This window comes from Streptomyces sp. NPDC058457 (assembly GCF_042720695.1).
Lineage (GTDB): Bacteria > Actinomycetota > Actinomycetes > Streptomycetales > Streptomycetaceae > Streptomyces.
Genome location: NZ_JBHXLU010000081.1, coordinates 1 through 24611 on the forward strand (window position 1 = coordinate 1; position 24611 = coordinate 24611).

Consider the following 24611-nt stretch of genomic DNA (forward strand, 5'->3'; position numbering starts at 1 on the left):
TCTGTGGGGAGCACTGGGCTCCGTGGGGCGCCCCGTCAGGGGCGCGGGGCTGTATCTGATGTGCGGCTGCCGCCGCGTGGGCGCGACCAGCCACGACGTACCCGCAGACGACGTACTGCCGTCCTCACGGAAGCAATCGACAGCTGCCTGCCGCCCGCGATGGGCGCCCCGACCCCGGCGACCGCCCCGAGCGCGGCCCCCACCGGCACGGCATAGCGCAGCGGGTTGGCCGGGTCGGCCGGGGTGTTGCCGGCCGCGGTGGTCTGCAGCGCCGTACCGCCGCCGAACGACGCCTTCGCGCTCGGCGTGGCACTGGAACCGCCGGCCGGCGTGCCCGTGCCGGCGCCGCCGGTCGTGCCGCCGTTGACGCCGTCGGTGCCGGACGGGGCGCCGCCGCTGGTGTCGGTGCCGCCGCCGTCGGCCGTGCCGCTGCCGGTGGAGGTCGGTCCGGTGTAGGTGAGCAGCGTGTTCGCCGCCCTGACCGTCTGGGCGCGCAGTTTCGAGGAGAGCGGGGCGTAGCCGTCGGGCAGCTTGCCCGGGTCGGCGCCCGGGGTCTGGCCGGTCGCCGCGGCGTAGTGCAGCAGGGCCGCGTAGTCCCAGCGGGCGGCCTTGCTCACCTTGCCGGGCCGGACCGCCGCGTACACCAGCTCGGCGAGCGGGTAGGCGCCCTTCGCCGTGGCGTTGGCCGGGGTGATCTCGGCGACGCCGGAGCCGGTGGCGGTCGCGGCGGCCGCGGTCAGGCCGGCCGTGCTCGGGGCGACGTACTTGCCGGCGGTGTTCTTCAGCTGGGCGGTCTGCAGGCCGTACCGGGCGGCGGAGGCCGCGTCAGTGATCGTGAAGATGAAGCGCGAGCCGACCGTCTGCGGGCCCGGGCTCTTGTACGCCTGCGGGCTGGACAGTGCGTCCCAGGTGGACTTCCACAGGGTGTCCGCGCGCCGGGTGTGCAGGGCGCCGGAGTGCATGTCGTCCACGTAGGGGTGGAAGTCGGTCATGCACTGGGTGGCCGTGGACGGCGCGTCCGAGCCGGGCGGCACCGTGCACCACGGGTCGCTCTTCGGGTAGTCGTCGGTGCTCGACGGGTCGAAGGCGATGCCGGTCGGGTTCAGGTCCGTGTTGGTGCTGTAGTACGGGTTGACCCGCATGCCGTCGTCGTCCGGGACACCCGAGAGGAACTGCCGGGCCTCCTTGTCGGCGAGGATCCACTGCCAGATCGCGCGGGCGGTGTCGGAGTGGCCGAGCGAGGTGATCAGGTCGGTGTCGGTGGCCGGCGTCTCGGCGACCGACAGGTACGCGAACTCCGGGTTCAGGGCGATGAACTCGGGGTCGGAGGCGATACCGGCCGGGTTGTTCTTCGCCCAGCCGTACCCCTTGGCCGCCGTACCGCTGATGACCGAACCCCAGGTGGAGTTGCGGTACGACTCGGTGAGCAGCTTGGCGACCAGGCGCTGGTTGAGCTTGATGGACTCGACCTTGGTGCCGGCGAGTTTCCTGACGCTGTCCGGCGCCCCGGACTTGGGTCTGCGCTCGATCGTGAACCCGATGACGGCTCCGGAGAGCGCGACCGGTGCGTAGGTCGTCGTCCCCGACGGCGCCGTGGTGCCCGCGTCCGCGCCCAGCTTCCGGGTGGTGAAGGCCAGGCCGGTGGAGGAGGCGTCCGAGGTCAGCCGGGAGCGGGTGTCGGGCTCACCGAGCTCGGTGTAGCCGTAGACCTTGCCGACCGAGCAGAGCTGGGCCTGCCAGCTGGTCATCGCGTCCGCCGCCAGCTCGCTGCCGGTGGTGGGGCGTTCGTCGGCGCCGAGGGCGCAGTTGCTGCCGACGCTGTTGAAGTCCAGCTTGACCGCGATCCGGTTCTTCCAGTTGGTGGAGGAGACCGGGGAGCCCGCGTTGACCTGGCTCTGGTCCGCGTACGGCTTGCCGTCCAGGTCCAGATGGCCCTGCGGGACGATCACCAGCCAGCAGGAGCGGGGCTTGGTGACGCCGTCGGTGGTGACGGGGACGCCGCAGCCGAGGTGGGGTGCCTCGTTGGCGGTCTGGACCTCGAAGAACTCCTTGCCGGTGCCGTTGGTGCCGGTGCGGCCGAAGTCGATCTCGTTGGTCGTGTTGTAGTTGAACAGCGCGTTGTTCTGGGTGTTGGTGGTGATCGTGGTGCCGTCCACCGACTTGAAGGGGACCTCGCCCGGGGCGTTCGGGTTGGCGGCGCCGTACCGGTTGTCCTGGCCGTAGTTGGTGGGGTCGGCGCTGTAGAAGATCTGCCGGGTGTCGTCCTGGCCGTTGCCCGGCCAGCTGGTGCGGTTGGTGGTCGGGGAGGCGCCGTACTGGCACTGGGTGCGTGACGGGCCCGGGTTGGACGGGACCGTGCCGTCGTCGTCGCCCCAGCACTGCATGATCTGCACGAAGTCGGTGTTGAACTGCGTGCCCGCGAAGGTGGTCGCCGTACCGCCGGTCCAGCTCACCGTGACGGCCTGGCTGGTGAGGTCCTTGGTCTGCGAGACCGTGAACTTCATGTCCTTGAACTCGCCGCGCCCGGAGACGGTCACCGCGGAGCCGGTGGCCGCCGCTGCCGTGGGGGCGGTCTGGGCGACCGCGAGTCCGGCGAGGGCGCCGACGGTGGCGCCGGCGAGCAGGCGTATCAGCGCGTTGCGTATCCGGGTGCGTCTCATCGCGAACTCCCGTCTTCGGAACTGCCGTTGCCGTTGCCGTTGCCACTGCCGTTGGCCTTGCTGCCGACCAGGCGGGAGACCAGCGACGGCAGCAGGAGGAGGCCGAAGACCAGGACCGCGGCCAGCAGCATCAGGGTCTGGGTGCCGGTCCAGCCGTGCGCGGTGGCCACGGCGACCGGCTGGGCGAGGGCCACCGTGCCGTCTGCGCCCGTGCCGGTACCGCCGGAGGCGGTACCCGTGGCGCCGCCGGGGGAGATGGTCTGGCCGGTGTCGGGGTCGACGGAGGGCTGGGCGCTGTTGCCGCCGGCCGAGCCGGAGCCGTCGCCGCCGGCGGAGCCGCCGCTGGTACCGGTGCCGGTGGCGCCGGTCGAGCCGCCGGAGGAACCGCCGCTGCCGTTGCCGGAGCTGGTGGAGGCGCCGCCGCTGCCGCTGGTGCAGGGCGCGGCGCCCTTCTTGTCACAGGCGGCCGGGTAGGGCGCGGTCTGCGCGAGCCGGTTCTCGCCGTTGGCCGTGAAGGTCGGGTTGTTGCAGTTCTTGATGTTGATGTTCTGCGTCTGCACGCCCGGGATCCGGCGGATCTGGTCGAAGCCGGCCTGGACGAGGTTGATCGGGAGCGGCGAGTAGCCGAGGTTCGGCGCCTGTTGCTGGCCCTGGCACATGAAGTAGTACGAGAACGCGCCGAGCGTCTTGCCCTTGGCCTTGGTGAAGGTGCCCTGCACCTTCAGCGGCAGGATCATGTACGAGTAGCTGGACAGCGGGTAGTTGCGCCTGTCGCTGTCGTTGTAGACGCCGTTGAGCTGCTGGGTGAGGTAGTCCGCAGAGTTCTTGTTGGTGTTGATCCTCGCCTTGAGGAGGGAGACCGCCACGTTCTGCGGGGTGGGCTCGGTGTAGTAGCCCGCGTGGTTCAGGACCTTGGCGACCGGGTAGTGCGCGTTCAGCGCGTACGAGTAGTTGACGTACCCGATCGCGCCCTCGCCGTAGTTCTGGGCGACGTAACCGGCGACGCCGAGGTCACCGGACTGGGCGATCATGCCGGAGACGGTGGGGTAGTACGAGGTCTGGCCACAGGACCCGGACCGGCCGACCTTCGCGCAGTAGGCGTTCCACAGCGACTTGTGCTGGTTCGCCATCCACATCGTGAACTGGGCGGTGGAGCCGGAGCCGTCGGAGCGGACCACCGGGACGATGGTGCGGTGCGGCAGCTGGAGACCGGGGTTGTCGGCCTTGATCGCCGGGTCGTCCCAGCTCTTGATGACCCCGGTGAAGATCTTGGTGACCACGTCGCCGGAGAGGCGGAGGTTGGTGACCTTCTTGCCGTTGACGGTGAGGTGGTACATGAACACCGTGCCGCCTGCGACGATCGGCATGTAGGCGTAGCTTCCGGCGGCCGGGCGTTCGGCGGCGCTGCCGTCGGTGGGGTTCGTCTGGAACGGGATGTCGGAGACGGCGAAGTCGACGGTGCCGGACAGGAACTGGCGGCGGCCGTCGGACGAACCGGTGCCGGCGTAGCTGATGCGCATGCCGTTCTTGTTGACGTCGCGCCGCCATTGGTCGACGGCGTTCTCGGCCCAGGTGGAGCCGGCGCCGGCGATGGGGGTGTAGCTGTCGGCGGACGCGGGCGTACCGGCGAGGGTGCCGATGATGCCGAGTAGCGCGGCCAGGATGCCCAGCCGTCGGAGGGCGTTGATGACTTGGCTGGACATCAGTGACTGTCTCCTGTAGCGGGGTCTGTGTTCCCACCCGCACCACCCGTGCGAGTTTCGTGGTCAGGTGCGGGTGGCCCCTGTGGGGCGGATTCGCCGTCGGCGGGCTCGGGCGCGTCGGCTTCGGGGGCTTGCTCGACGTTTTCGGGTGCCGGAGCGTCTGGGCTGGGCGCGCCGTTCCCCGCGCCCCTTTGGGGGCGCTCGCTGTGGTCGTCGGCTTCGGAAGGACCGGGCTCGAACAGCTCCAGTCCCGGCGTGTGGAGTTCGGCGAACCTTGTCGCGTCCCGGCGGGACGCCCTCGCCGCTCTTCTCGCCTGGCGCTTGTTCTGGTGGCCGGGGCCGCGGCCGCCGATCACCCGGGCGATGACGAAGAGGACCAGGACCAGCGCCATCAGGACCGCCGCCGCGCCGAAGCCGCGCGCGATCATCGTGGGCTCGGGGGACTTGACGAAGTTGAAGACGGCCAGCGGGAGGGAGACCATCGGGCCGCTCGTCGGGTCGGCGTTGAGCGCTGCCGTGAAGCCCGCCGTGAGCAGGACCGGGGAGGTCTCGCCGATGCCGCGGGCCGTGCCGAGGATGACGGCCGTGGCCAGGCCCGAGCGGGCGGTCGGCAGCACCACGTGCCACACCGTCCGCCAGCGCGGGGCGCCGAGCGCCTCGGACGCCTCGGTGAGGTTGCCCGGCACCAGCCGCAGCACCACGTCCGCCGCCCGGATCACGATCGGCAGCATCATCACGCTGATCGCGAAGCCCGCCGCCAGACCCGACTTCTGCATCCCGAGGCCGAGGATCCAGACGGCGTACACCATCAGGCCGGCCACGATCGACGGCAGCGCGGTCATCGCCTCGACGATCGTGCGGACGAAGCGGGAGAAGCGGCCGGGAATCTGGTTGAGGTACACCGCGCAGGCCAGGCCGAGCGGCACCGTGATCGTCAGCGCGATCGCGATCATGATGAGCGTGCCGAGCATGGCGTGCGCGATGCCGCCGTCGCTCAGCGGGTCGAGCGGGCCGGCCGCCTGCATGTCCTGGGTGAAGAAGTTGGCGTGCGGCAGGGCCTCCCGGCCGCGCCACGCGGTGAAGCCGACGACCATCGTGAGCGCGGTGAACATCAGCCCGCCCGCGGTCCACAGGACGATGGTCATCACCCGGTCCCGTACCGCCTGTCCGTCCTCCTCAAGCCCTGTCAACACCGCGTAGATACCTAGGAAAGAGAGGTATGCGGTGACGAAGAACCCCAATGCACCGGAGAACGGCGCGAGTTCACCGAAGAGCAGGAGGGCGACACACAGTCCGGAGGCGGCGGCGCCGAACACCGACAGCACACCGGAGCGGGTGACCCCGCCGATCCGGCGCGGCACGTCGGGGAGCGCGGCGACGGCGACCGCGGCGACGGCGGCGGTGTCCGCGGCAGCGCCCTCGGGGGCGTCCTGCGGGACGTCCTGGGGAGCGCCCTTCTCAAGGTCTACGACGGTCATCGTCACGCCTCGCTCTGTGCGCCGGACCGTGACCGCGCCACGATCGAGGAGGCGGTGAAGTTGACCGCCAGGGTGAGCAGGAACAGCGCCAGGCCCGCGGCCATCAGCGCCGACATGCCGAAGGTGGAGGCATCGCCGTAGTGCAGGGCGATGAGGGAGGAGACGGAGTTCGAGCCGGTCTGCAGGATGTGCGGCTGGATCGTGAAGACCGGGGAGATGATCAGGTAGACCGCGATGGTCTCGCCGAGCGCCCGGCCCAGGCCCAGCATGGTGCCGCCGATGATCCCGCCCATGCCGTACGGCAGCACGACCGCGCGGATCATGCCCCAGCGGGTGGCTCCCAGCGCGTAGGCGCCCTCCCGTTCACCGGCCGGCGCCTGCGCGAACACCTCGCGCATCACCGAGCACTGGATCGGCGCGACCATCAGCGCGACGACGATGCCGGCCACGAAGGTGGAGGCGGTGTAGACGCTCTGGGAGGCGAGCGGTTCGCCGGGCTGGGTGCCGTCGACGTGCAGGAACGGGATCCATCCGAACCAGTCCGACAGCCACCGGGACAGTCCGATGACGTGCTGCTGGAGGAAGAAGAGCCCCCACAGGCCGTAGACCACGGACGGCACGGCGGCCATCAGGTCGACCATGGAGACGAGCGTGCGGCGCAGCGGGCGGGGCGCGATGTCCGAGATGAACAGGGCGGTCCCGAGGGCCAGCGGCACGCTGATCGTGACGGCCACGGCGGCGATGAGCAGGGTTCCGGTGAGAACGGCCGCGATGCCGAAGCGGTGGACGTCCGGCTGCCACTGGGCAGTGGTGAGGAAGTCCCAGACCCCTCTGGTCCGCAACGCCTGTCCGGCCCGGAGCAGCAGGAACAGCCCCACGGCGGCCATGATGGCGAGGACGATGACCCCGGAGGCCGTCAACTGGACCCGGAAGATCCGGTCCCCGAGCCCGCGAGCGGGCGACGGCCGCCTGGGCACGGGTCTTTCGGATTCCGCCCCGGCGGAACCCTTGAGCGCGGACACCACTGTGCCCCCCTATACGAAGCGATTCTCCCCACGCGGCTCCGAATCGGGGTGCCGCGCCCGAGAGTCAATGGCCGGTTCCTTGCGCACCAACGCGTCGAACATGGAGAACAGGTGAACTGTTCATGCCATTTCGGTGGTGGAGATGTGGGTTCCTGTGTACTGAAGGGTCGGGTGGAAGGAGCTTCGCGCGGTGCAGGCACTGCTCAGGAGGCGTGCGGGCAGGGCGAGTTCGGCCATGCCGCGGGCGGGCGGGCGGGGCGTGGGCGGTCGTGCCGCCGTGCGGCCGGCTGTGATCGGGCGGAGGGCGGGGTTCAGCCGCGGCCGGCGCGGTCCAGAGCGCTCTTGACGGCCTGCTCGTCCTGCCCCAGCAGCGCCTTCTCCAGGCTGTGGTCGTCGTGCCGGGAGAAGCGTTCGCCCTCGGCGACGTCCTCCTTGCTCAGCACGCGTCCGCACCACTCGCCCTGGTCGCCGACGTGGTCGTCGAAGGGCACGGCCCCGCCCTCGCCGAGGACCGTCCAGCCGCCCTCGTGCCAGCGCAGGGCGAGCAGATAGGTGTGGCCGACCTGGAGACGGGGCGCGTCGGTGGCCATCTCGGCGACGCGGGTGCCGCTGGACCGGTAGACCTCCCAGCCGGGGGCCACCATGTCGAAGGAGGCGCCCAGGGCGTGCCGGGGCGAGCTGCGCGACCACAGCCTGCTGTCGGTCCGGAAGCTCACCAGCCGGTCCGTCGCGTACGCCACGGACCCCTTGCTGTAGGTCCGCCGGTTGGTCTCCCGCTCCGCGGTGGGACTGGCGACGACGACATGATCGGCGTACGACACCCAGTCCTTGGCGGTCTGTGACGGATACGGGTCCCCCGACGTCCCGCACCCCGCCACCGACTCCAGCCCCGGCCTGCCGACCAGGACCCCGGCGACGATCCCGGCGGCGGCCAGCAGCGCGGCGACGGGCCGCGTCCGCAGGCGCCGGGGCATGACGAATCGTTCCCCCATGATGAAAGGCCCCCGTGTTCTCTGCGTCCCCTGTGCGGCGGCGGAGGTGGTCAAGATCCGCCAGCCATGTTGATCACTTTATGCACGGTCGAACGAAAGCGAACAAGGATCACCTTGGCCCGGCACAGAACTGTGACGCTGGGGCGGGCGGCTCGGCAGCCCTCGGTGCCGTTGTCGACCCCGTCCCCGTCCCCGTTCCCGTCCCCGCCCCCGGAGCGCGCGCCGAGCGTGCCGATCGGAATCGCGATGGCTCCGCTCACCAGGAGTCGCTTGCCGAACATGTATCCCCACCCCGCGAACCGTGCCGATGACCGGTCGGCCATCGTTCGATCACCGCCCGGTGATCGCGCCGGTTCCGCACGGAACCCCGATGCGGCGGCGGGGCGGGCCGGGTATAGCGTCGCGCAGTGGACCTGACCTGACCCGTTTCGTCCCCGACCGAAGGAGGGTGAGCCGGATGGCCGAGCTGACCGCGGGCCGGCTGCTGACGTCCTGGCAGCTGGACCTGCCGGCGCTGCTGCTGGTCCTGGCCCTGGGCGGGCTGTACGGCTGGGGCGTGCGGCGCGTGCGCGGCAGGGGCGGGTCCTGGTCGCGGGCCCGGGCCGCCGCCTTCGCGGTGCTGGGCCTGGGCACGCTGGTCGTCGCGACGATGTCGGGCCTGGCCGTCTACGACCATGTGCTGTTCTGGCCCGCGGCCGTGCAGAACATCCTGCTCGACCTGGTGGCCCCGCTCGGCCTGGCCCTGGGCGACCCGCTGCGGCTGGCCGTGGAGGCGCTGCCGGCGGGCGCCGCGGCGAGGGTGCGCCGCGCGATGACCGGCCGCCTGGTCCGGCTCCTGACCTTTCCCCTGGTCAGCACGGCCCTCGTGCTTGCCACCGAGCTGACGGTCTACTTCACCCCGTACTTCGCCACCGCGCTGCGCGTGGGCTGGCTGCACGAGCTGATGTACCTGCACCTGCTGGTGGCGGGCTGCCTCTTCGTCGTACCGGTCCTGACCCGCGAGGAGACCCTGCCGGCCTGGTGCACCCATCCGGTGCGGGCGGCCCTGGTCTTCCTGGACGGCGTGATCGACGCCGTCCCGGGACTCGTCGTCATGACGCACGGCACGCTGATCGCCGGCGCGTGGTACCTGCACCACCACCCGTCCTGGGCCCCCGACGTCCGGTACGACCAGCAGATCGGCGGCGGCGCGATGCTGGGCATCGCCGAACTGGTCGCCCTGCCGTTCCTCCTGGCGATCCTGTTCCAGTGGGCGCGGACGGAACGCGTCCAGGCGGCGGTCCTCGACCGCCGTCTGGACGAGCAGCTCGCCGCGGTCCCGGCGGTTGCCGCGGCGTCCGCGGGTCCCCAGGCCACTTCGGCCACTCCTGCCCCCGCCCCCGCGGCCGACCGGGTCCGCCCCTGGTGGGAGACGGAGGAGAACGAGGTGGCCGCGAGGATCCGCCGGCAGCACGGCGAGAAGTGACCGGGACACCTTCTCGGCGGCGCCCCGAATTCTCGGCAGCGCCCTGAAGGGGTGCGGGGCCGTATTGCATGTGCGGCTACCGCCGCGTGGGCGCGACCAGCCGCGACGGCGCCGCAGACGGACGACGGCGCATCGCGGCAATTCCGGCGGAGCGCTCGGCGCTGGTCGGCGCGGAAGGTACCCGGGGTGCGGCCGGCAGCTCAAGACCCAGCCCGGGCCGGGTGGGGTCGCGGTAACCCCGTTCGCGAACCGGTGGCACCGAAGGCTGTCCCGTTTCGACCATGACCATGCCCGACTCTACCGTGCGCGCGGCCCGGCCCGCCGGGAGAGTGGGGGACGTGCCGACGGACAGGTGTCGGCAGGAATTCCCAGATCGGAGACATGGTCATGAGCAGCAAGGACATCGTCCTCAAGGCGGCCGGCGAGTTGTTCGGGGACCGCGACCCGGGTGCGGTGGGCCGCTGGGTGGCCGCTGACTACCGTCAGCACAGCAGCCTGGCGGCGGACGGCCCGGAGGCGCTGCGCACTCTGGTGGCGGGCCTGCCCGAGGACTTCCGTTACGAGGGCGCGCGGGTGATCGCCGACGGTGACCTGGTGGCCCTGCACGGCACGTACCACGGCTTCGGCCCCGTACCGCTGGTGGCGTTCGACCTGTTCCGGGTCGACGCGGACGGGCGGCTGGCCGAGCACTGGGACGCGCTGACGCCGGTGGTCACGGACACCGCCTCGGGCCGCTCCCAGACGGACGGCCCGGCCGCCCCGTCGGACCCGGACCGGACGGAGGCCAACCGCGCGCTGGTGGCCGAGTTCGCGCAGAAGGTGCTCGTCGGCGCCGACTACTCGGTCCTGACCGACTACATCTCCACCGACACCTACCGCCAGCACAACCCGGAGGCCGCCGACGGCCTGGACGGCTTCGGCGCGGCGGCCGCCAAGTGGGCGGAACAGGGCAAGAACCTCGTCTACAAGACGATCCACCAGGTCGTCGCCGAGGGCGACCTGGTCCTGCTCCAGTCCGAGGGCGAGTTCGGCGTCCCGGTCGCCTACTGGGACCTGTTCCGGGTGGCGGACGGCAGGATCGTCGAGCACTGGGACGTCATCGCCCCGGTCCCGGCCGAACTCCCGCACTCCAACGGGCTGTTCTGACGGACCGTGCCGAACCGGGCGAGGTCACGCGGTCGCGAGGGACACCTCGGTCGCCTTGATGAGTGCCACGACCGGCACACCGGCCGTCAGGCCGAGGTCGCCGACCGCGTCCTTGGTGATCGCCGCGGTGAGGTCCTGGCCTCCGTCCACGGCGACCTTGACCGTGGCCATCGCCCCGCCGGTGGTCACGTCGCTGACCGTGCCGGGCAGCTGGTTGCGGATGGAGACGCCCGGCAGGCGGCCGGTGGCGAGCGCGACCTCGGTGGACTTCACCATCGCGCGTACGGCCGAACCCTCGGCGAGCCCCAGCTCCCGTACCGCCTCCAGGGTGATCGCGGCCATGAGCTCCTGCCCGCCGTCGAGACGGACCCTGACGGTGGCCATCACCTCGCCCGGGGTGACGGCGGTGACGGTGCCGGGGATCTGGTTGCGAATGCTCAGGCTCATGACGGGCCGCCTCACAGGGAAGGGAAAAGAGCTGGATTGGTGGAGTTTGTACAGACTCCGGCTCTCCAAGTTAGCGGGTGCGACGGTCGGGCCGGTTCAGCGGCGCAGCCCCAGTGCGCCGGCGCCCGCGTAGCGGGCCTGGGGGCCCAGGTCCTGTTCGATCCGGACGAGTTGGTTGTACTTGGCGGTGCGGTCGGCGCGGGACAGCGACCCGGTCTTGATCTGGCCGCAGCCGGTGGCGACGGCGAGGTCGGCGATGGTGGTGTCCTCGGTCTCGCCGGAGCGGTGGGACGCCTGGCCCGACTTCCACCGCGCGGGTGTGGACGTACGCGGCATCAGCACTCAACTCACTTACGAACAGCAGGAGTTCGCCCGAGCCGAGCGACTCCCCTACCCGATCCTCTCCGATGCCGCCCATCAGCTGGCCGCGGCGCTGCGGCTGCCGGTCTTCCGCGGCGCGGGCCGGCTGCGGCACAAGCGCCTGATCCTCGTCGTCGACGCGGAACGGACCGTACGGCACACGCTCTTCCCGGTCACCGACATCCCGCACGCGGTCCAGGAGAGCCTGCGGCTGGCCGCGGACTGCGCCCGGACCCCATGAGCCGCCGGGCCGGTGCTCCTCGGCTCAACGGGAGCCGGGCGGCGGGCCGTGCGGGCCGTCGCCCTCCTCCTCCTGGTAGGAGTAGCGCTGCTGCTGCCAGGCGTCGGCGATGTTGTGGTAGCCGCGTTCCTCCCAGAAGCCGCGCCGGTCCGCCGTCATGTACTCGATGCCGCGCAGCCATTTGGGGCTCTTGTAGCCGTAGAGGTGCGGGACCACCAGGCGCAGCGGGAAGCCGTGCTCGGCGGTGAGCGGTTCGCCGTCGTGGTGGGTGGCCATCAGGGTGTGCGGTGACGTGAAGTCGCCGAGGCGGAGGTTGGCCGAGTAGCCGTACTCCGCCCAGGCCATGACATGCGTGACCCCGGGCGCGGGCGGGATCACGTCCAGCACGGTGGCGGCGGGGATGCCGTACCACTCGTGCCCGGTGGACGTCGGTCCGCTCGCGCAGTGCAGGTCGGCGACGACCGTGACGTGCGGGAGCGCGGCCAGGTCGTCGAAGGTCCACTCGTGCGTGCCGCCGGAGGCGGTGGCGCCGAAGACGCGCAGGTTCCAGCGCTCGGGGCGGAAGCGGGGGACGGGGCCGTAGTGCGAGACGGGCCAGCCCTGCACGAGGCGCTGCCCGGGAGGGACCCGGCCGGAGATCCCGGCCCCGGAGGACGGCACGTCGGCCACGGTCGGCACCCGCTTCTCTTCGTCTTCTCTTCGTCGCGTCCTGCTCGGCCTGCCTGCCCGTGCAGCGTAAGCGTTCACTCCCCGTGATGCCCCGGCCGGGTGCGTCACGGTGAGTCGTGAGCCCGAGGCGACAGCGATCGGCGCTCCCCGGGAAACCCGGTACCAGGAGGAATCCCGTTGCCCTGGAAATCCCGGCTGGTTAGGTTCGGCGCCATGGCGGACGACGAACCCACGCGCGCGGCGCGACTGCTGGATGCCCAGGCGAAGGCCGAGCGGCTCTTCGCGGAGATCGAGGAGCGCGGACTGGTCGCGCCGGGCGAGGGGGAGCGGGCGGTCAGCGACCGCGTCCGTGACCTGGCCAACGAACTGTTCGGCACGACCCGGCACTGGCACAAGCGGATCGTACGCTCGGGCCCGAACACCCTGGCGCCGTACCGGGAGAACCCGCCGGACCGGGTGATCGCCACGGACGACATCGTGTTCGCCGACTTCGGGCCGATCTTCGAGGAGTACGAGGCCGACTTCGGCCGGACCTTCGTCCTCGGCGACGACCCGGTCAAGCACCGCCTCCGCGCCGACCTGGGGGAGATCTTCGCCGCGGGGCGCCGCTTCTTCGAGGCCGTCCCCGACATCACCGGGAAGCAGCTGTACGCGGAGGTGGAGCGGCTGGCCGCCGAGGCCGGCTGGGAACTGGGCGGCTGGCACGCCGGGCACCTGGTCGGCGAGTTCCCGCACGAGACCGTCGACGGCGCCGACACGGAGTCGTACATCGCCCCCGCCAACGACACCCCCCTGCGCCGCACCGACAAGGCCGGACGCACCTGCCACTGGATCCTGGAGATCCATCTCGTCGACCGGCAACGGGAGTTCGGCGGCTTCTACGAGGAACTGCTCACCCTCTGACCGGGAAGCATTCGGCAGATCGCTCAAGTCGCCCCTGGCACAAGGCAGATGGGAAGCCCGAGTACGATCATCGCGCATTCGCCCTCTACCTTTCACCGGCGCGATGGAGTTGCCATGACGACCGACCCACAGCCGTCTTTGTCGATCGACACCAGCAGGGCCCACCCGGCGCGTGTCTACGACTGGCTGCTCGGCGGCAAGGACAACTACCCGGTCGACGAGGCGGTCGGTGAGAAGCTGCCGCGCGAGGCGCGGGACGCCGCCCGGCAGAACCGTCAGTTCATGCACCGGGCGGCCGCGTGGCTCGCCCAGCAGGGCATCGACCAGTTCCTGGACATCGGCACCGGAATCCCCACCGAGCCGAACCTGCACCAGATCGTGCAGAACGTCGTGCCGTCGGCGAAGGTCGTCTACACCGACAACGACCCGATCGTCCTCCGGCATGCCGAGGCGCTGCTGATCAGCCGCCCGGAGGGAGCCACCGACTACATCCAGGCCGATGTGCGCGACCCGGAGGCGATCGTCCGGCACGCCCGGCACGTCCTGGACTTCGACCGCCCGGTCGCCCTGTCCCTCATCGCCCTGATGCACTTCATCAGCGACGAGCAGGGCGCCCACGGCATAGTCCGTGACCTGGTCGACACGCTGCCCTCGGGCAGCTACCTGATCCTGTCGCACGCCGCGTCCGACCTGTTTCCCGACCTCGTCGAACAGGTCGTCGCCGAGTACGCCAAGGGCGGCATCCGGCTCGCCTTCCGCACCCGCCCGCAGGTGGAGCGCTTCTTCGACGGCCTGGACCTCGTGCCGCCCGGCCTGGTGACGGCGACGGAGTGGTTCACCGCCACCCCGGCCCCGGAACCGGAGGGCAGCGGCATCTACTCGGGAGTCGCCCGCATCCGCTGACGCCCCCCAGCCGTCACATGCCAAGGGCGGAGCCCGCAGGCCCCGCCCGAACACACCGCGTCCCCTCGGCTCAGGGCCACACCAGGCAGTACGGCTGACGCCCCGCCTCATGCAGCCGGTGGCACGCTGTGGGCACACCGCTCGGTTGGTGCCGGCGCGAACCTCTCGCGGAAGTCGGGAAGGCGCAGCCCCCACGAAAGCGGGCCCCGACCTCAAGAAGCCCGTGCAGCAGCACACGCGCGCTCACGACCGGCCGGCCGATGTGCGGCCGGCCTCAACCGCGGCTCTGAAGTGCAGGCCCAGCGCGCCACGTGCGGGGAGCCGGTCGACCTCACCGCTGCAGGTGCTCACGCCGATGCCGCGCGCGGGTCGGGCGGTGGAGGTCCACAGCAGCCGCCCCTTGACATCGGTCAGGGCGATGACAGCAGCCCGTGCCGGGCCGACACCAGCCGTGGTCACCTCGTCACTCCACCGCTCGCTCCCGAGCTGTTGGATCGAGGACCGGCCTTCGGAGACGGGGCGTGGTCTCGGACATAGACGGTGACTCGCGCCCCGTTGACATGGGTTGTTCCGTAGTCGCGGAAGTGGCGCCGCAGGGTGCTTTTTTTCGCTTCCTCCTGCGGGTCGGTCGGCGAGTGCGCACCCACTGGGTCGCGGACCGCGACGATCCGGTCGAATTCCAGCATGCGTGCCGCTATGTCCCGGGCGGGAAGCTCGACACCTGCAAGTGTGTTCGACGAAACGGGGTCCTGTGCCAGGGCCAGATCCGTCAGGAAACGGGTGTCCTCGGGGTCGGCCGCGGTCCAGGCCCGGTACCGGCCGGAGAGAAAGAGCAGCCCGTCGCCGGGGCGGCCTTCCCTGCGTACGGCGGCGCCGATGGCGGTGACGTCATTGCTCCGGCTCTGGGGCGTCCTCAGCGAAAGGCTCGGCTGGACGAGCGCGGCCAGTACGGCAACCGCCGCGATCCACGCGGTGCGGGAAGACCGCCGCAGCCGGTGGAAGTAATCCATCCAGGCGCCCAGCAGCAAGGCGATTCCGACACTGCTGTAGAGCACATACCGGTCGACGAAAAGGGGCTTGACCAGTGAGGCGATCAGCAGCAGCAGGCCCGGAAGCACAACAAGCGGTACAGCCAGCGCGGAGAGCCGCACGGGCCCTCTGGCCCCCAGGGGTGCCAGGGCACACGCCACTCCCACAACCGCCATGGCCAGGAAACCAGGAAGCCGCACCGGTCCGTAGATCCAGGACAACTGCCCCGACTGTCCCGCACTACAGATCGCCAGCGGCAACAGTCCGGCCACAACGCCCGCGGCAGTCGCACTCCACGCCTTCAGCACCGGTCGTGGAACACGGGAGACGATCAGTGTGACGCCGTGTGCGACCAGGGCGAGGACCGCGAACTCATGGAGCAGACAGGCCAGCAGCATGGTGGAGCCATAGACCGCCCACCGCCACCGGGCGCGATGCGGGACGCTGACCACGAGCGCATAGGTGGCCCAGGTGACCAGGGCACAGACCATGGCATACGAGCGGCCTTCCTGCGCGTACTTCTGTACCTGGGGAAGGAGCGCGAACACCAGCCCGGCCAGCAGCCCGGCACGGGGTCCCGCCAGGCGTAGCCCCAGCAGCCCGACTCCGCTCGCCGCCACGGACATTGCCAGCACGGACGGCAGCCGCAACGGCAGCAGCCCTCCGCCGAAGAGACCGAAGATCTCATGCATCACGGCGTAGTAGAGGGCATGGACCAGATCGACATGCTGGGCGGTGAGCCATATCTGTGAAAGATCGCGATGCGCGAGCTGATAGGTGACGGCCTCGTCCCCCCACATACTGTTCTTCCTGCGGATACCCCAGAGCCCCAGAGCGATGGTCAGCGACAAGGGCGCGATGAGGACAACGGCTCTGACCCGGCTCGGTGATTGCCGACGGGCGGGTACGGGAGGGGAAACCGTCCTGGCCACGGCGGGGCCACGTTCAGCAACGGACATCGGCGACAGGGCCTTTCAGCAGTGGCGAAGAGACTCCGCCAGCGTGCCCGGACCTCCTTGACCGGTTGCTGACCCAACCTGACCGGCCGATCAGGAAGGCGGGGCGGCGCTGTGCGAGGCTGCACCGCATGCGCATCCTGGTGGTCGAAGACGAGGTGGACCTTGCCCACACCCTGCACACCGGTCTGACCGCCGAGGGCTACAGCGTCGACCTCGCCCATGACGGCCGGCAGGGACTGTGGATGGCCCGGACCGGCGAATACGCCCTTGTCGTACTGGACTTGATGCTGCCCGGACTCAACGGCTACAAGGTCTGCGCCCAGCTGCGCCGGGAGGGCAACGCGACCCCCATCCTGGTACTCACCGCCAAGGACGGGGACTGGGACCAGGCAGAGGCCCTGGACACGGGGGCCGACGACTACCTGGCCAAACCCTTCTCCTACCTGGTGCTCGTCGCACGGCTGCGGGCCCTGGTCAGACGGGCCGCCACGGTCGCCCCGCCCGTCCTTGCCGTGGGCGACCTCTCGTTGGATGTCGCCGGCCGGGTCTGCCGCCGGTCCGGGGTCCGGGTGGAACTCACCCCTCGGGAGTTCGCCGTCCTTGAGCTGCTGGCCCGCCGGGCCGGCCAGGCGGTCTCCAAATCGGATCTGCTCTATCACGCGTGGCCCGACGAAGCCCTGGATCCCAACCTGGTGGAGGCGCGCGTCAGCGCACTGCGCAAGAAGGTGGACTCCGCGTTCGGCCGACGGTCCCTGCAGACCGTACGGGGTACCGGCTACCGGCTGGTGGACGATCGTGAACGCGACTGAGCCGCGACGCCGCTGGTGGCCACGTTCGGTACGAGCCCGCACGGCCCTGGCCGCCGCCTCGGCCGCCGCCGTCATCCTGGTCGGCATCGGCTGGTGGCTGCACCACGACGGCTACCGCCAGGGCACCCAGATCGCCGAAGGACAAGCCGAGCAACAGCTCTGGGCTCTCGTCGATCAGCTGAACGGGGGTGTGGTTCCCGCTCGCAGAAGCACCGCGCTGCCGTACGAGGTCGTCGCGACCGGCCGACGCACCGCTGTCGCCTACGGCGGCGGCATGGACGCCTTCGATCCCGGCACCCGCCATGTGCTGCCCGCCCCGTCGGAGGCCAGGGAGCCCGGAAGCCTGACGATCCTTCCCCTCCGCATGCCGGTCCGCGACTCCGACTCCAGGGACAGATTCGATATGGCCGGCAGGACCTACATGGTCATGTTCGCCGATATCAGCGCCGATGAACTCAGCAGTGACAAAGCCGCCGCTCTGGGCGTGGCCGCCGACGCCCACCTGCGGGTCTATGTGGTGGTGCTCCCGAACACAGCCGAGGCAATCGCCAAGACCACCGACCTCCTGCTGCTGCGGGCCGGGCTCGTCAGCCTCGTACTGATCGCCGCCGTCACCTACTTCGCCGTCCGCATCGCGCTGCGGCCGGTCGAAGCCATCCGAGTCCTCACCGCCTCGGTCACCGCGAGCCATCCCCGCGAACGCGTCACCGTCCCCGCCACGGGACACGAGATCACCGCCCTGGCCACCACCATCAACACCACCCTCCAACGCCTCGACAACGCCGCCGCCCAGCAACGCCGCTTCGTCGCGGACGCCGCCCACGAACTACGCAGCCCCCTCACCACACTGCTGGCCAGCCTGGAAGTCGCGCTCGCCTACCCGGAACGCACCGACTGGCCCGCCGCGGCCACCACCGCCGCACGACAGACCCGCCGCCTCCAGGCCCTCACCGAAGACCTGCTGCTCCTGGCCCGCCTCGACACCCGCACCCCCACAGCCGACCCCGAAACCGTCGACCTGACAGCCCTCGCCTCTCAGCTGACCGAGCAATACCCCCGCACCGAACGACCGTTGACCCTCACCTGCGACAGCACCGCCCCCGCGCACGCGCACGGAAACCTCGACGAATACGAACGGCTGCTGCGCAACCTCATCGACAACGCCGCCCGCCACGCCGCACACCGCATCCAGATCACCATCCGAAACCAGGACGACTGGGTCGTCCTCACGGTGCACGACGACGGACCGGGCGTGCCCGCCGAGGACGCCGAGCGCATCTTCGAACGCTTCGTCCGGCTCGACGACGCCCGCTCCCGCGACCACGGCGGCACCGGTCTGGGCCTCGCCATCGCCCGCGACCTGGCCCACCGCCACCGAGGCACCCTCACCCTCACCCCCCGGACCCTCGGAGCATGCTTCCAGCTGCGCCTCCCCCGAGCCCCCACCCCGGCCGGGAAATGACGCGCTTCACCGCGGCAGCCCTTCGGAACCGTAAGACCACGAGATGACCACGCCCACCGCCATTGCCGCAGAAACGAGATTTCGAAGCGGCGGCCGTCGACGGCGGCCTCACATCGGTGAGGAGCGAAAGGCCGCCGCAAAGCGCGCCTCACGCGTCATGCTGCCGCGCTGGTCATCTGGCTCCGCACATTTCAGGGGCAGTGCATGAACAGCGTCAGATCGGCAGCCACGACCTGGGCGTGGCGACCACGGCCGCCGACCTCTACCGCGCCTCGGACGGGCCCGGGGCTCGATTCCGCTGCGGCGCACGCCGGGTCAAGAGTCCGAGAAGCCGTTGCCGTGCCGATCCCCGGGTGCACCGCGAGCGGCTCTGCAGGACGCCACCCGCCGCCGTGGCGGCCCCCACCGCGAGCGCGAGAGCCGCCGCGGTGGGCGAGACCCAGCCCGACAGGGCAGCCACCAGGGAGGGGCCGACGGTGCCGCCGATGCCGTAGGTGGCCACGTCCCAGCCCTGGGCCCGCCGTTGCGTGCGCAGTCGCGGACCGACGATGGCGGGCAGCCGGCGGTGCGGGCGAGTGCCGCGGCGAGGACATAGCGGGCCAGGCCGTTGCTTTCCTTCACGGGCGGATGCGGGGCTTGACGTGCCCTCGGCGTGCCTGCCGTGTGCTGTCGGCTCTGCCGGCTCATGGTGTTCGTTCGTACTCAGGAGGTGAGTGCGAGGGCGTCCAGCACGGCGACGACCTCCTGGCGGGCGGTCTCGTCCAGCCTCCGCAAGGGGCGCGGCAGATTGGGTTCTTCCGCCAGGCCGAGGTGGGAGGCGGCGGCGGACATGACGCGCAGGCTGCCGTGGCGGCGGAACAGGGCCCACAGGGGCTCGAGTTCCCGGGACAGGTCTGCCGCCGGGCCCGCGTGGCCGGCCTGGGCGGCCCGGGTGAGGACGAGGGCGGTGCGCGGGAAGGTGCCGCCGATGACCGAGTACCAGGCGTCGCACCCGGCGTTCAGGCCGCGGACGGCCGTCCAGTCGCCGCTCACCCCGATGGTGACGGTACTCGGAATCAGCGCGCGCAGTGCGTCGACGCGGAGCTCGGCCTCGCGCGGGTCGTCGGGGACACCGGGGATCTTGATCGAGCCGATGTTCGGCAACTGCGCGATACGGCCGTGCAGTTCGTCGGTGAAGTGCACGTGCGTGGTGCCGGGGTTGTCGTACACGCACAGCGGTACGGAGAGCTCGCGGGTGACGTCCTCGTACAGGCCGAACACCTCTTCCTCGGTGAGCGGCTGATAGGTCATCGGGGCGAGCAGTACTCCGGAGGCGCCCGCCTTCTGGGCGTCCTCGGCCAGCTCCAGCACGTGCGAGGTACGCAGCGCGCCGATACCGACGATGACGGGAACCCCGTCGGCGGCCTCGATGGCGATCTTCGTGGCACGGGCGCGCTGCTCCCGGGTGAGGTAGGCGTAGCCGCCGGTGGAGCCGAGCGCGCCGATGGAGTCCACGCCGGCGGCGGCCAGGCGGGCGACGAGTGCCGCGTACGCCGCTTCGTCGATGCCCTGCTCGCTGGTGGGTGTGAGGGGGAAGGCGCTCAGGCCGCGGAACATGGTGGCTCCTTGGAGTGGGTGGGAGTGCGTGTTGGTCAGCCGGCCGACGAGCGCAGTTCCGCGACGACCGAGGCGAGATCGGCGGCGAAGGCCTGGGCCTGTGGCTCGGTGACGGTGGCGGAGGTGACCCGGATCGAGCCCGGGTGGGCGGCCGGATCCGGCGAGAAGAGGTGCCCTGGCCGTACCGCCCAGCCGCGCTGGGCCAGGGCCGCGACCGCGGCCCGTGCGTCGACGTCGAGCTGGACCCATACGTTCAGTCCGTCGGGCCGGTGCGGGACCTCGATGCCCTGGGCGTGCAGCCGCTCGACGAGCAGACCGCTGCGCCGTGCGTAGACCTCGCGGGCCCGTTCGTGGAGTTCGTGGACGCGGGGGTCGAGCAGGAGTTCACGGGCGATGTGCTGCAGCAGGCGGCTGACCCATGTGGTGCCGGCGCTCAGCCGCGCCTCCAGGTGCACGGTGGACTCGGCGTCGGCGGCCACGAGAGCGAGCCGCAGGTCCGGTCCGAGGAACTTGGACACGGACCGCACCAACGCCCAGCGCGCACTGCTCGGTGGTGTGATCCGGTGGTACGGCCGCGCGGAGACCGCCGAGAAGTGGTCGTCCTCGATGACGAGAACCTGGGGGTGCTCCGCGAGGATCGCCCGCAGGTCGGCCGCCCGTTCCGCGGTGAGACTCGCACCGGTCGGGTTGTGGGCACGGGGCGTGCAGACGACCGCGCGGGCACCGGCCTCAAGAGCGGCCCGCAGAGCGTCGGGGCGCATGCCGGCACCGTCGACCCTGACGGGCGCCGAGCGGTAACCACTCAGGCGCAGGGTGCCGATGCTCGCCAGGAAGCAGGGGTCCTCGATCGCCACCAGATCCCCGCGGGTGAGGTGGGAGTCCAGCAGCCGCTCGGTGGCGTCCACCGCTCCGTGCGTCACCAGCGTGCGGAACGGACGGTCGATGTCCTCGGCGAAATCGGCACGGGCCCATGCGTCCAGCCCCGCATCGACAGCGGGCACACCGTACAGCGGCCGGTTGTAGTCTCCGCGCCGGGCGGCGGCCAGGGTGTCGGGCAGCAGCTCCGGGTCGGGGTTGCCGCTGGCCAGGTCGATGCGGTCGCCACCGACGCCGACACCGACGCCTTCGCGTGCGAGCTGCGGTACCGCCGCGACCACCGTGCCGCCGCGACCTCGCGTCTCGGCCACTCCCGCCTCGACAAGCCGCCGGTACGCAAGGGCGACCGTATTCCGGTTGACCCCCAGTTCGGCCGCGAGCGCGCGCACCGGGGGCAGGCTCGACTGCGGCGCCAGCTCGCCCGAGGCGACCTGGTCCCGCACACTCCCTGCGATCTCGGCCGCGGTGGTGCCCCGGATACGCACGTGATCAGCTCCGCCCGCACAAAAGGATTCGTCCTATGCCAAAGTTTGTCCTATGCCAAACGTAAGTCATGGGCAGCCCTGGACGCCAGCGCCACACCTCAGGCTCTGCGTCGGCCGTCTGAACTCCGCCTACGGCCAGGGTGGGCGCCCGCACGTGATGGGCACCGCGGTGGGTCGTACGAGCCCCACAAGCCCAAGGGTGGAGGTGGGGCCGACCGCTTTCGCCGGGAAGAGGCTCTGGATCTCCTGGAACCACGTCTTGCTCTTCACCCGTAACCGGGCTGGTGGTCAGACTTGGTCCCGTAGTCCATCGCCATGATGTTGACGGTGGACACCTTGACGGCGTTCGTGTCGGCGGAGTCGAGGACGGCGAGAGCGTCGGCGTCGAGCCCCTTGGGTGTCACGGGGAGGGTGAAGGACACCTTCAGGTCGGCGCGTTCCTTCTGGAGGACGGCGATCGCCTGGGAGCGTCGGGCGATCCAGGCCGAGTCGGTGAGTGCGTCGCCCTCGACGTCGAAGTCGGCCTGGGTGGCGCCCGCCGCGTCCAGGGCCTTGCCGTACGCCTCGGCCAGTGCGGAGGCGCTGTCGCAGGTCTGGGCGAGTTCGGTCCCGGTCGCTCCGCCGAAGGAGACGCGGACCGCAGCGCCCGACTGCTTCAGCGCGTCGATCCTCGTCCGCACGGCGGAGTTGCTGACGGGGTAGGTGCCGCTCCACTTCGGGGCGCAGTTGGTGCCGTTGGAGAGCACGAACTCCAGGTTGTACGTCGACGGTGAGCCCGCCGAGTCGGTGTCGGACGCGGTGGTGGCGCTGACGTACGGCGCGAACAGGGTCGAGGACGTGCCCCTCGACGGGGCGGCCGACTCGGCCTTCGGCGGTGCCGTCCGGTCCGTGGCGGCGGAGTCGTCCCCGCCCGACGAGCAGGCCGCGCAGGCCAGTACCACCGCGCACGTGAGTCCGACAGCCGGCTTCAGGGAACGCCTCATGCCCATGCTCGTGCACTCGCTCTCGTCAGGTCCGTCCCGGGACGTACGCGTTCGCTCCGGACGACCATGAATCCACAGTTGCCTGTGCCGGGAGGACAGCGGTCGCACAGCGCATTCGCATGCTGGAGGAAACGAGCAGGTGGCGGCCGACCGCCGGCGCTGTGTTCTCAGGCAGGCGGTCGCGAGCGCTCGTCCGGCAGCAGCGACCGAAGCACCATCTTCGTCAGGTCGGCCTCCACCGTGTCCCGGTCCGGTACGACGGCCGCACGGAAGGAGCGGCCCGCCAGGAAGGAGACCAGCCACCAGGCGGCCGAGTGCGGTTCGATGTCGGTCCGGACGTCGCCGGCCGACTGACCGCGGCGGATCAGTTCGGCGAGCGTGTCGGCGAGGTGCTGGTGGACCTGGCGCAGGGCCTCGCTGAGGTCCGGGTCGTGGGCCAGGGCGGTGGCGTCGGCGAAGAGGAAGCCGTGAGCGCCGGGCCGGTGGAAGTGGTCCATGTGGGCCGGGTCGAGGAACACCGCCAGCACTTCGGGAACCGGCCGGCCGGCGTCGGCGGCCCGGTGCAGGAGGGCGGAGACCGCGTCGGTGGCGTGGTCGAGGGCCGCCCGGTACAGCGCCGACTTGGAGCCGAAGTTCTGGAAGACGACCGGTTCGGTGACGCCGACCTTCTTGGCGATGTCGGAGACCTTGCCGCGCTGGTAGCCCGTCTCGGAGAACACCTCCGTGGCCGCGGCCAGGATCGACGCACGCCGTTCGGCGGCGGGCAGGCGGGTACGCCGGCGGGTATCCGGGCGCGGGCGGGACTCGGTCACAACAGCCATCGTATGCGGCCCTTGCCGTTTTTCTTAGTCGCGACTAAGTTAGTGGCAGCAACTTAGTCGTGACTAAGTTAGAAGGGGCAAGTCATGAACCTCGGACAGCTCATGCAAGGCAAACCCCGCACGGACACCCCCGGCGTGACCATCGCAACCCCTCGCGCCTACGAACTCTTCGGCGACCTCTGCTTCTACGGCCGCCGCAAACACGCCTTCACCCACCTCGCCGAACTCGGCGGCGCGGAACCGGGCGACCGCGTCCTCGACGTCGGCTGCGGCACCGGCTACCTGACCCGGTGCATGGCCGCCCGGGTCGGCCGGAACGGCGCGGTGACCGGCGTGGATCCCTCGCCGCCGGTCCTGGAGTACGCCCGGCGCAGGAAGCAGCGCCCCGGCAGCGCGCCCTGCACCTACCGGGAGGGCATCGCGGAGTCGCTCGACCTGCCGGACTCGTCGTTCGACACCGTCGTGACCAGTCTGCTGCTGCATCACCTGCCGGAGGATCTTCGGCCCGCCGCCCTGCGCGAGATGTATCGCGTTCTGCGCCCCGGCGGCCGGCTGCTGGTCGTGGAGTTCCGGCCGCCGAGGAGCCGCCTGGGGCAGCACCTGGTGCACGGCGGAGGAGGGCACGCCATGGCGCACAACCGCGTGGACCTGCTGGACGGTCTCATCGCGGACGCGGGCTTCGAGGTGCGCGGACACGGCGACGTACGACCCTGGCTGTGCTACGTGCGGGCGACGCGGGCGCGGCAGTGACAGGGTGCCGACCCGCCCCTGCCCGAGGGGTCCTGGCGGGACTGCTGTTCGCCCTGGCCTTTCCCGGTTCTCGTCGACCAGGCCGGGTCGCACGCCAGTTGACGCCTGCCTCGGTGACGCAGGTGCTCGGTGCCTGCTGGTTCCCATGGCCACGGAGCCCGCCTGCGAGCGGGACGCCGACGGACGGATCCACGCCATCGAGACCGATCACGTCCTGGCCGCCACCGGCTACCGGGTCCGGCTCGACGCCGTCGACTTCCTGGCCCCGGAACTGCTGGCCGTCCCATCACCCAGGCCCGGAGGCCCTGACGGCACTGCCACAAAATGCCGTTGAGTAATCGATCGACTACGATCCGTACGTGATCCGTACGATGGTCGGCAGACGCGCTCGGCGTGGTTCCCTGCCGTCCGTCCTGCTTCTCGGACTGATCCTGCTGGTGGCGGCACACTTGGTGGGCGCCCTGCACGGGCCGGGATTCCTCGGCCCGCACCAGCCGATCACCACCACGCACGTCCCGGTGTCGACGGCGAAGGAGCAGGTGGCGTCCGGCACCGATCACGGTCACCATCACGGCGACGCCTCCGACGAGGACTCCTTGCAGCACGCGGTCGACCGCGTCCGGGACTCCGCCGACCTTCCGGTCCACATCCCCGACCTCGTCGCACCGGTCCTCGATCGCCCCGACACGCACCCCTCGCTCGGCCGCGCAGGTCCGACGGACAGTGATTCCGCACCGGACGGCGGCAGATCCGCGTGCGTACGGCACTGCCTCTGGCGGCAATAGGCGCACCCCGCACGCCGTTCCGGCCGGTTCCGCGCCGCGCAGGCGCCGGATCGCGGCTCGGCGT

Annotated in this window: 24 protein-coding genes and 2 pseudogenes; 11 read left to right on the top strand and 15 right to left on the bottom strand. The window is 71.0% G+C overall.

The features are described 5' to 3' along the window. Positions 1 to 35 precede the first annotated feature (35 nt). The 6 genes from ACFWPS_RS41065 to ACFWPS_RS41090 form a co-directional block, all read right to left on the bottom strand. A complete protein-coding gene (locus ACFWPS_RS41065; protein WP_383715570.1) occupies positions 36 to 2660 on the bottom strand; it encodes a hypothetical protein in 2625 nt (874 codons plus the stop codon). Further along, positions 2657 to 4363 carry a phosphate ABC transporter substrate-binding protein PstS gene (pstS, locus tag ACFWPS_RS41070; protein ID WP_383715573.1) on the bottom strand — a complete coding sequence of 569 codons (1707 nt, stop codon included), beginning with the start codon at positions 4361 to 4363 and terminating at the stop codon, positions 2657 to 2659. The genes ACFWPS_RS41065 and pstS overlap by 4 nt, the downstream gene beginning before the upstream one ends. Further along, positions 4363 to 5841 (bottom strand): phosphate ABC transporter permease PstA, encoded by a 1479-nt coding sequence (gene pstA, locus ACFWPS_RS41075; RefSeq protein WP_383715575.1) that lies wholly within the window; start codon positions 5839 to 5841, stop codon positions 4363 to 4365. Before pstA ends, pstS begins: the two co-directional genes overlap by 1 nt. A 2-nt stretch (positions 5842 to 5843) precedes the next feature. Beyond that, positions 5844 to 6818, bottom strand: a complete 975-nt coding sequence (gene pstC, locus ACFWPS_RS41080) for a phosphate ABC transporter permease subunit PstC (RefSeq protein ID WP_383715578.1) — start codon at positions 6816 to 6818, stop codon at positions 5844 to 5846. Positions 6819 to 7177: 359 nt separating this feature from the next. Further along, the gene (locus ACFWPS_RS41085; protein ID WP_383715581.1) at positions 7178 to 7840 is read right to left on the bottom strand and encodes a hypothetical protein; all 663 of its coding nucleotides are present in this window, start codon (positions 7838 to 7840) and stop codon (positions 7178 to 7180) included. 68 nt (positions 7841 to 7908) lie between these two features. Further along, positions 7909 to 8139, bottom strand: coding sequence for a hypothetical protein (locus ACFWPS_RS41090; protein WP_383715583.1), 231 nt, complete (start codon positions 8137 to 8139; stop codon positions 7909 to 7911). Positions 8140 to 8315: 176 nt separating this feature from the next. On the opposite strand from ACFWPS_RS41090, the gene ACFWPS_RS41095 reads away from it, so the two are divergent. Together ACFWPS_RS41095 and ACFWPS_RS41100 are read left to right on the top strand one after the other, a co-directional pair. Continuing rightward, on the top strand, positions 8316 to 9323 hold the full coding sequence (locus ACFWPS_RS41095) for a cytochrome c oxidase assembly protein (protein ID WP_383715586.1): 1008 nt from the start codon (positions 8316 to 8318) through the stop codon (positions 9321 to 9323). Between the two features lie 387 nt (positions 9324 to 9710). Beyond that, positions 9711 to 10469 carry a nuclear transport factor 2 family protein gene (locus tag ACFWPS_RS41100; protein ID WP_383715588.1) on the top strand — a complete coding sequence of 253 codons (759 nt, stop codon included), beginning with the start codon at positions 9711 to 9713 and terminating at the stop codon, positions 10467 to 10469. Between the two features lie 24 nt (positions 10470 to 10493). Here ACFWPS_RS41100 and ACFWPS_RS41105 read toward each other — a convergent pair whose 3' ends face one another. Beyond that, on the bottom strand, positions 10494 to 10916 hold the full coding sequence (locus ACFWPS_RS41105; protein ID WP_383715591.1) for a molybdopterin-binding protein: 423 nt from the start codon (positions 10914 to 10916) through the stop codon (positions 10494 to 10496). Positions 10917 to 11012: 96 nt separating this feature from the next. After that, a pseudogene (gene eno, locus ACFWPS_RS41110) lies at positions 11013 to 11207 on the bottom strand (phosphopyruvate hydratase); the annotation flags it as partial. 28 nt (positions 11208 to 11235) lie between these two features. Here eno and ACFWPS_RS41115 point away from each other — a divergent pair. Further along, positions 11236 to 11517, top strand: a complete 282-nt coding sequence (locus ACFWPS_RS41115; RefSeq protein WP_383715594.1) for a redoxin domain-containing protein — start codon at positions 11236 to 11238, stop codon at positions 11515 to 11517. 24 nt (positions 11518 to 11541) lie between these two features. On the opposite strand, the gene ACFWPS_RS41120 is transcribed toward ACFWPS_RS41115, so the two are convergent. After that, positions 11542 to 12195: a molybdopterin-dependent oxidoreductase gene (locus ACFWPS_RS41120; protein WP_383715596.1), complete on the bottom strand. Its 654-nt coding sequence runs from the start codon at positions 12193 to 12195 to the stop codon at positions 11542 to 11544. Positions 12196 to 12399: 204 nt separating this feature from the next. On the opposite strand from ACFWPS_RS41120, the gene ACFWPS_RS41125 reads away from it, so the two are divergent. Further along, complete coding sequence (locus ACFWPS_RS41125) at positions 12400 to 13089, top strand: M24 family metallopeptidase (RefSeq protein WP_383715599.1); 690 nt, start codon at positions 12400 to 12402, stop codon at positions 13087 to 13089. Positions 13090 to 13203: 114 nt separating this feature from the next. Next, positions 13204 to 13992 (top strand): SAM-dependent methyltransferase, encoded by a 789-nt coding sequence (locus ACFWPS_RS41130; RefSeq protein WP_383715602.1) that lies wholly within the window; start codon positions 13204 to 13206, stop codon positions 13990 to 13992. 243 nt (positions 13993 to 14235) lie between these two features. Here the strand turns inward: ACFWPS_RS41130 and ACFWPS_RS41135 are convergent, their stop codons facing one another. Together ACFWPS_RS41135 and ACFWPS_RS41140 are read right to left on the bottom strand one after the other, a co-directional pair. Next, positions 14236 to 14451: a hypothetical protein gene (locus ACFWPS_RS41135; RefSeq protein WP_383715604.1), complete on the bottom strand. Its 216-nt coding sequence runs from the start codon at positions 14449 to 14451 to the stop codon at positions 14236 to 14238. Further along, on the bottom strand, positions 14448 to 15980 hold the full coding sequence (locus ACFWPS_RS41140) for a glycosyltransferase family 39 protein (RefSeq protein WP_383715607.1): 1533 nt from the start codon (positions 15978 to 15980) through the stop codon (positions 14448 to 14450). The genes ACFWPS_RS41135 and ACFWPS_RS41140 overlap by 4 nt, the downstream gene beginning before the upstream one ends. A gap of 128 nt (positions 15981 to 16108) precedes the next feature. On the opposite strand from ACFWPS_RS41140, the gene ACFWPS_RS41145 reads away from it, so the two are divergent. Beyond that, positions 16109 to 16789 (top strand): response regulator transcription factor, encoded by a 681-nt coding sequence (locus ACFWPS_RS41145; protein ID WP_383715610.1) that lies wholly within the window; start codon positions 16109 to 16111, stop codon positions 16787 to 16789. Then, positions 16776 to 18251, top strand: a complete 1476-nt coding sequence (locus tag ACFWPS_RS41150; RefSeq protein WP_383715612.1) for a sensor histidine kinase — start codon at positions 16776 to 16778, stop codon at positions 18249 to 18251. Before ACFWPS_RS41145 ends, ACFWPS_RS41150 begins: the two co-directional genes overlap by 14 nt. A 702-nt stretch (positions 18252 to 18953) precedes the next feature. On the opposite strand, the gene ACFWPS_RS41155 is transcribed toward ACFWPS_RS41150, so the two are convergent. Then, positions 18954 to 19847 (bottom strand): dihydrodipicolinate synthase family protein, encoded by an 894-nt coding sequence (locus ACFWPS_RS41155; protein ID WP_383715615.1) that lies wholly within the window; start codon positions 19845 to 19847, stop codon positions 18954 to 18956. A gap of 35 nt (positions 19848 to 19882) precedes the next feature. Continuing rightward, a complete protein-coding gene (locus ACFWPS_RS41160; protein ID WP_383715618.1) occupies positions 19883 to 21208 on the bottom strand; it encodes an aminotransferase class I/II-fold pyridoxal phosphate-dependent enzyme in 1326 nt (441 codons plus the stop codon). A gap of 171 nt (positions 21209 to 21379) precedes the next feature. On the opposite strand from ACFWPS_RS41160, the pseudogene ACFWPS_RS41165 reads away from it, so the two are divergent. Further along, a pseudogene (locus ACFWPS_RS41165) lies at positions 21380 to 21484 on the top strand (flavoprotein); the annotation flags it as partial. Here ACFWPS_RS41165 and ACFWPS_RS41170 read toward each other — a convergent pair. Next, positions 21475 to 22191 (bottom strand): hypothetical protein, encoded by a 717-nt coding sequence (locus tag ACFWPS_RS41170; protein WP_383715620.1) that lies wholly within the window; start codon positions 22189 to 22191, stop codon positions 21475 to 21477. The pseudogene ACFWPS_RS41165 and the gene ACFWPS_RS41170 sit on opposite strands and share 10 nt — an antisense overlap. Before the next feature lie 167 nt (positions 22192 to 22358). Next, positions 22359 to 23003 carry a TetR/AcrR family transcriptional regulator gene (locus ACFWPS_RS41175; protein WP_383715623.1) on the bottom strand — a complete coding sequence of 215 codons (645 nt, stop codon included), beginning with the start codon at positions 23001 to 23003 and terminating at the stop codon, positions 22359 to 22361. 93 nt (positions 23004 to 23096) lie between these two features. Here ACFWPS_RS41175 and ACFWPS_RS41180 point away from each other — a divergent pair, with 93 nt between their 5' ends. The 3 genes from ACFWPS_RS41180 to ACFWPS_RS41190 all read left to right on the top strand — a co-directional run bounded on the left by ACFWPS_RS41180 (position 23097) and on the right by ACFWPS_RS41190 (position 24547). Then, entirely contained in the window at positions 23097 to 23762 is a 666-nt protein-coding gene (locus tag ACFWPS_RS41180) for a class I SAM-dependent methyltransferase (RefSeq protein ID WP_383715626.1), read from the top strand. A 145-nt stretch (positions 23763 to 23907) separates the two neighbouring features. After that, positions 23908 to 24096, top strand: a complete 189-nt coding sequence (locus ACFWPS_RS41185; protein WP_383715629.1) for a hypothetical protein — start codon at positions 23908 to 23910, stop codon at positions 24094 to 24096. A gap of 25 nt (positions 24097 to 24121) precedes the next feature. Further along, the gene (locus ACFWPS_RS41190) at positions 24122 to 24547 is read left to right on the top strand and encodes a hypothetical protein (RefSeq protein ID WP_383715631.1); all 426 of its coding nucleotides are present in this window, start codon (positions 24122 to 24124) and stop codon (positions 24545 to 24547) included. Positions 24548 to 24611: the final 64 nt, after the last annotated feature.

What these genes read in the sequence shown, in the direction of transcription:
- ACFWPS_RS41065 (WP_383715570.1), bottom strand. Translation starts at nt 2,660, where the DNA reads ATGAGACGCACCCGGATACGCAACGCGCTGATACGCCTGCTCGCCGGC.
- pstS (WP_383715573.1), bottom strand. Translation starts at nt 4,363, where the DNA reads ATGTCCAGCCAAGTCATCAACGCCCTCCGACGGCTGGGCATCCTGGCC.
- pstA (WP_383715575.1), bottom strand. Translation starts at nt 5,841, where the DNA reads ATGACCGTCGTAGACCTTGAGAAGGGCGCTCCCCAGGACGTCCCGCAG.
- ACFWPS_RS41085 (WP_383715581.1), bottom strand. Translation starts at nt 7,840, where the DNA reads ATGCCCCGGCGCCTGCGGACGCGGCCCGTCGCCGCGCTGCTGGCCGCC.
- ACFWPS_RS41090 (WP_383715583.1), bottom strand. Translation starts at nt 8,139, where the DNA reads ATGTTCGGCAAGCGACTCCTGGTGAGCGGAGCCATCGCGATTCCGATC.
- ACFWPS_RS41095 (WP_383715586.1), top strand. Translation starts at nt 8,316, where the DNA reads ATGGCCGAGCTGACCGCGGGCCGGCTGCTGACGTCCTGGCAGCTGGAC.
- ACFWPS_RS41100 (WP_383715588.1), top strand. Translation starts at nt 9,711, where the DNA reads ATGAGCAGCAAGGACATCGTCCTCAAGGCGGCCGGCGAGTTGTTCGGG.
- ACFWPS_RS41105 (WP_383715591.1), bottom strand. Translation starts at nt 10,916, where the DNA reads ATGAGCCTGAGCATTCGCAACCAGATCCCCGGCACCGTCACCGCCGTC.
- ACFWPS_RS41125 (WP_383715599.1), top strand. Translation starts at nt 12,400, where the DNA reads ATGGCGGACGACGAACCCACGCGCGCGGCGCGACTGCTGGATGCCCAG.
- ACFWPS_RS41130 (WP_383715602.1), top strand. Translation starts at nt 13,204, where the DNA reads ATGACGACCGACCCACAGCCGTCTTTGTCGATCGACACCAGCAGGGCC.
- ACFWPS_RS41140 (WP_383715607.1), bottom strand. Translation starts at nt 15,980, where the DNA reads ATGTCCGTTGCTGAACGTGGCCCCGCCGTGGCCAGGACGGTTTCCCCT.
- ACFWPS_RS41145 (WP_383715610.1), top strand. Translation starts at nt 16,109, where the DNA reads ATGCGCATCCTGGTGGTCGAAGACGAGGTGGACCTTGCCCACACCCTG.
- ACFWPS_RS41155 (WP_383715615.1), bottom strand. Translation starts at nt 19,847, where the DNA reads ATGTTCCGCGGCCTGAGCGCCTTCCCCCTCACACCCACCAGCGAGCAG.
- ACFWPS_RS41170 (WP_383715620.1), bottom strand. Translation starts at nt 22,191, where the DNA reads ATGAGGCGTTCCCTGAAGCCGGCTGTCGGACTCACGTGCGCGGTGGTA.
- ACFWPS_RS41180 (WP_383715626.1), top strand. Translation starts at nt 23,097, where the DNA reads ATGAACCTCGGACAGCTCATGCAAGGCAAACCCCGCACGGACACCCCC.
- ACFWPS_RS41185 (WP_383715629.1), top strand. Translation starts at nt 23,908, where the DNA reads ATGGCCACGGAGCCCGCCTGCGAGCGGGACGCCGACGGACGGATCCAC.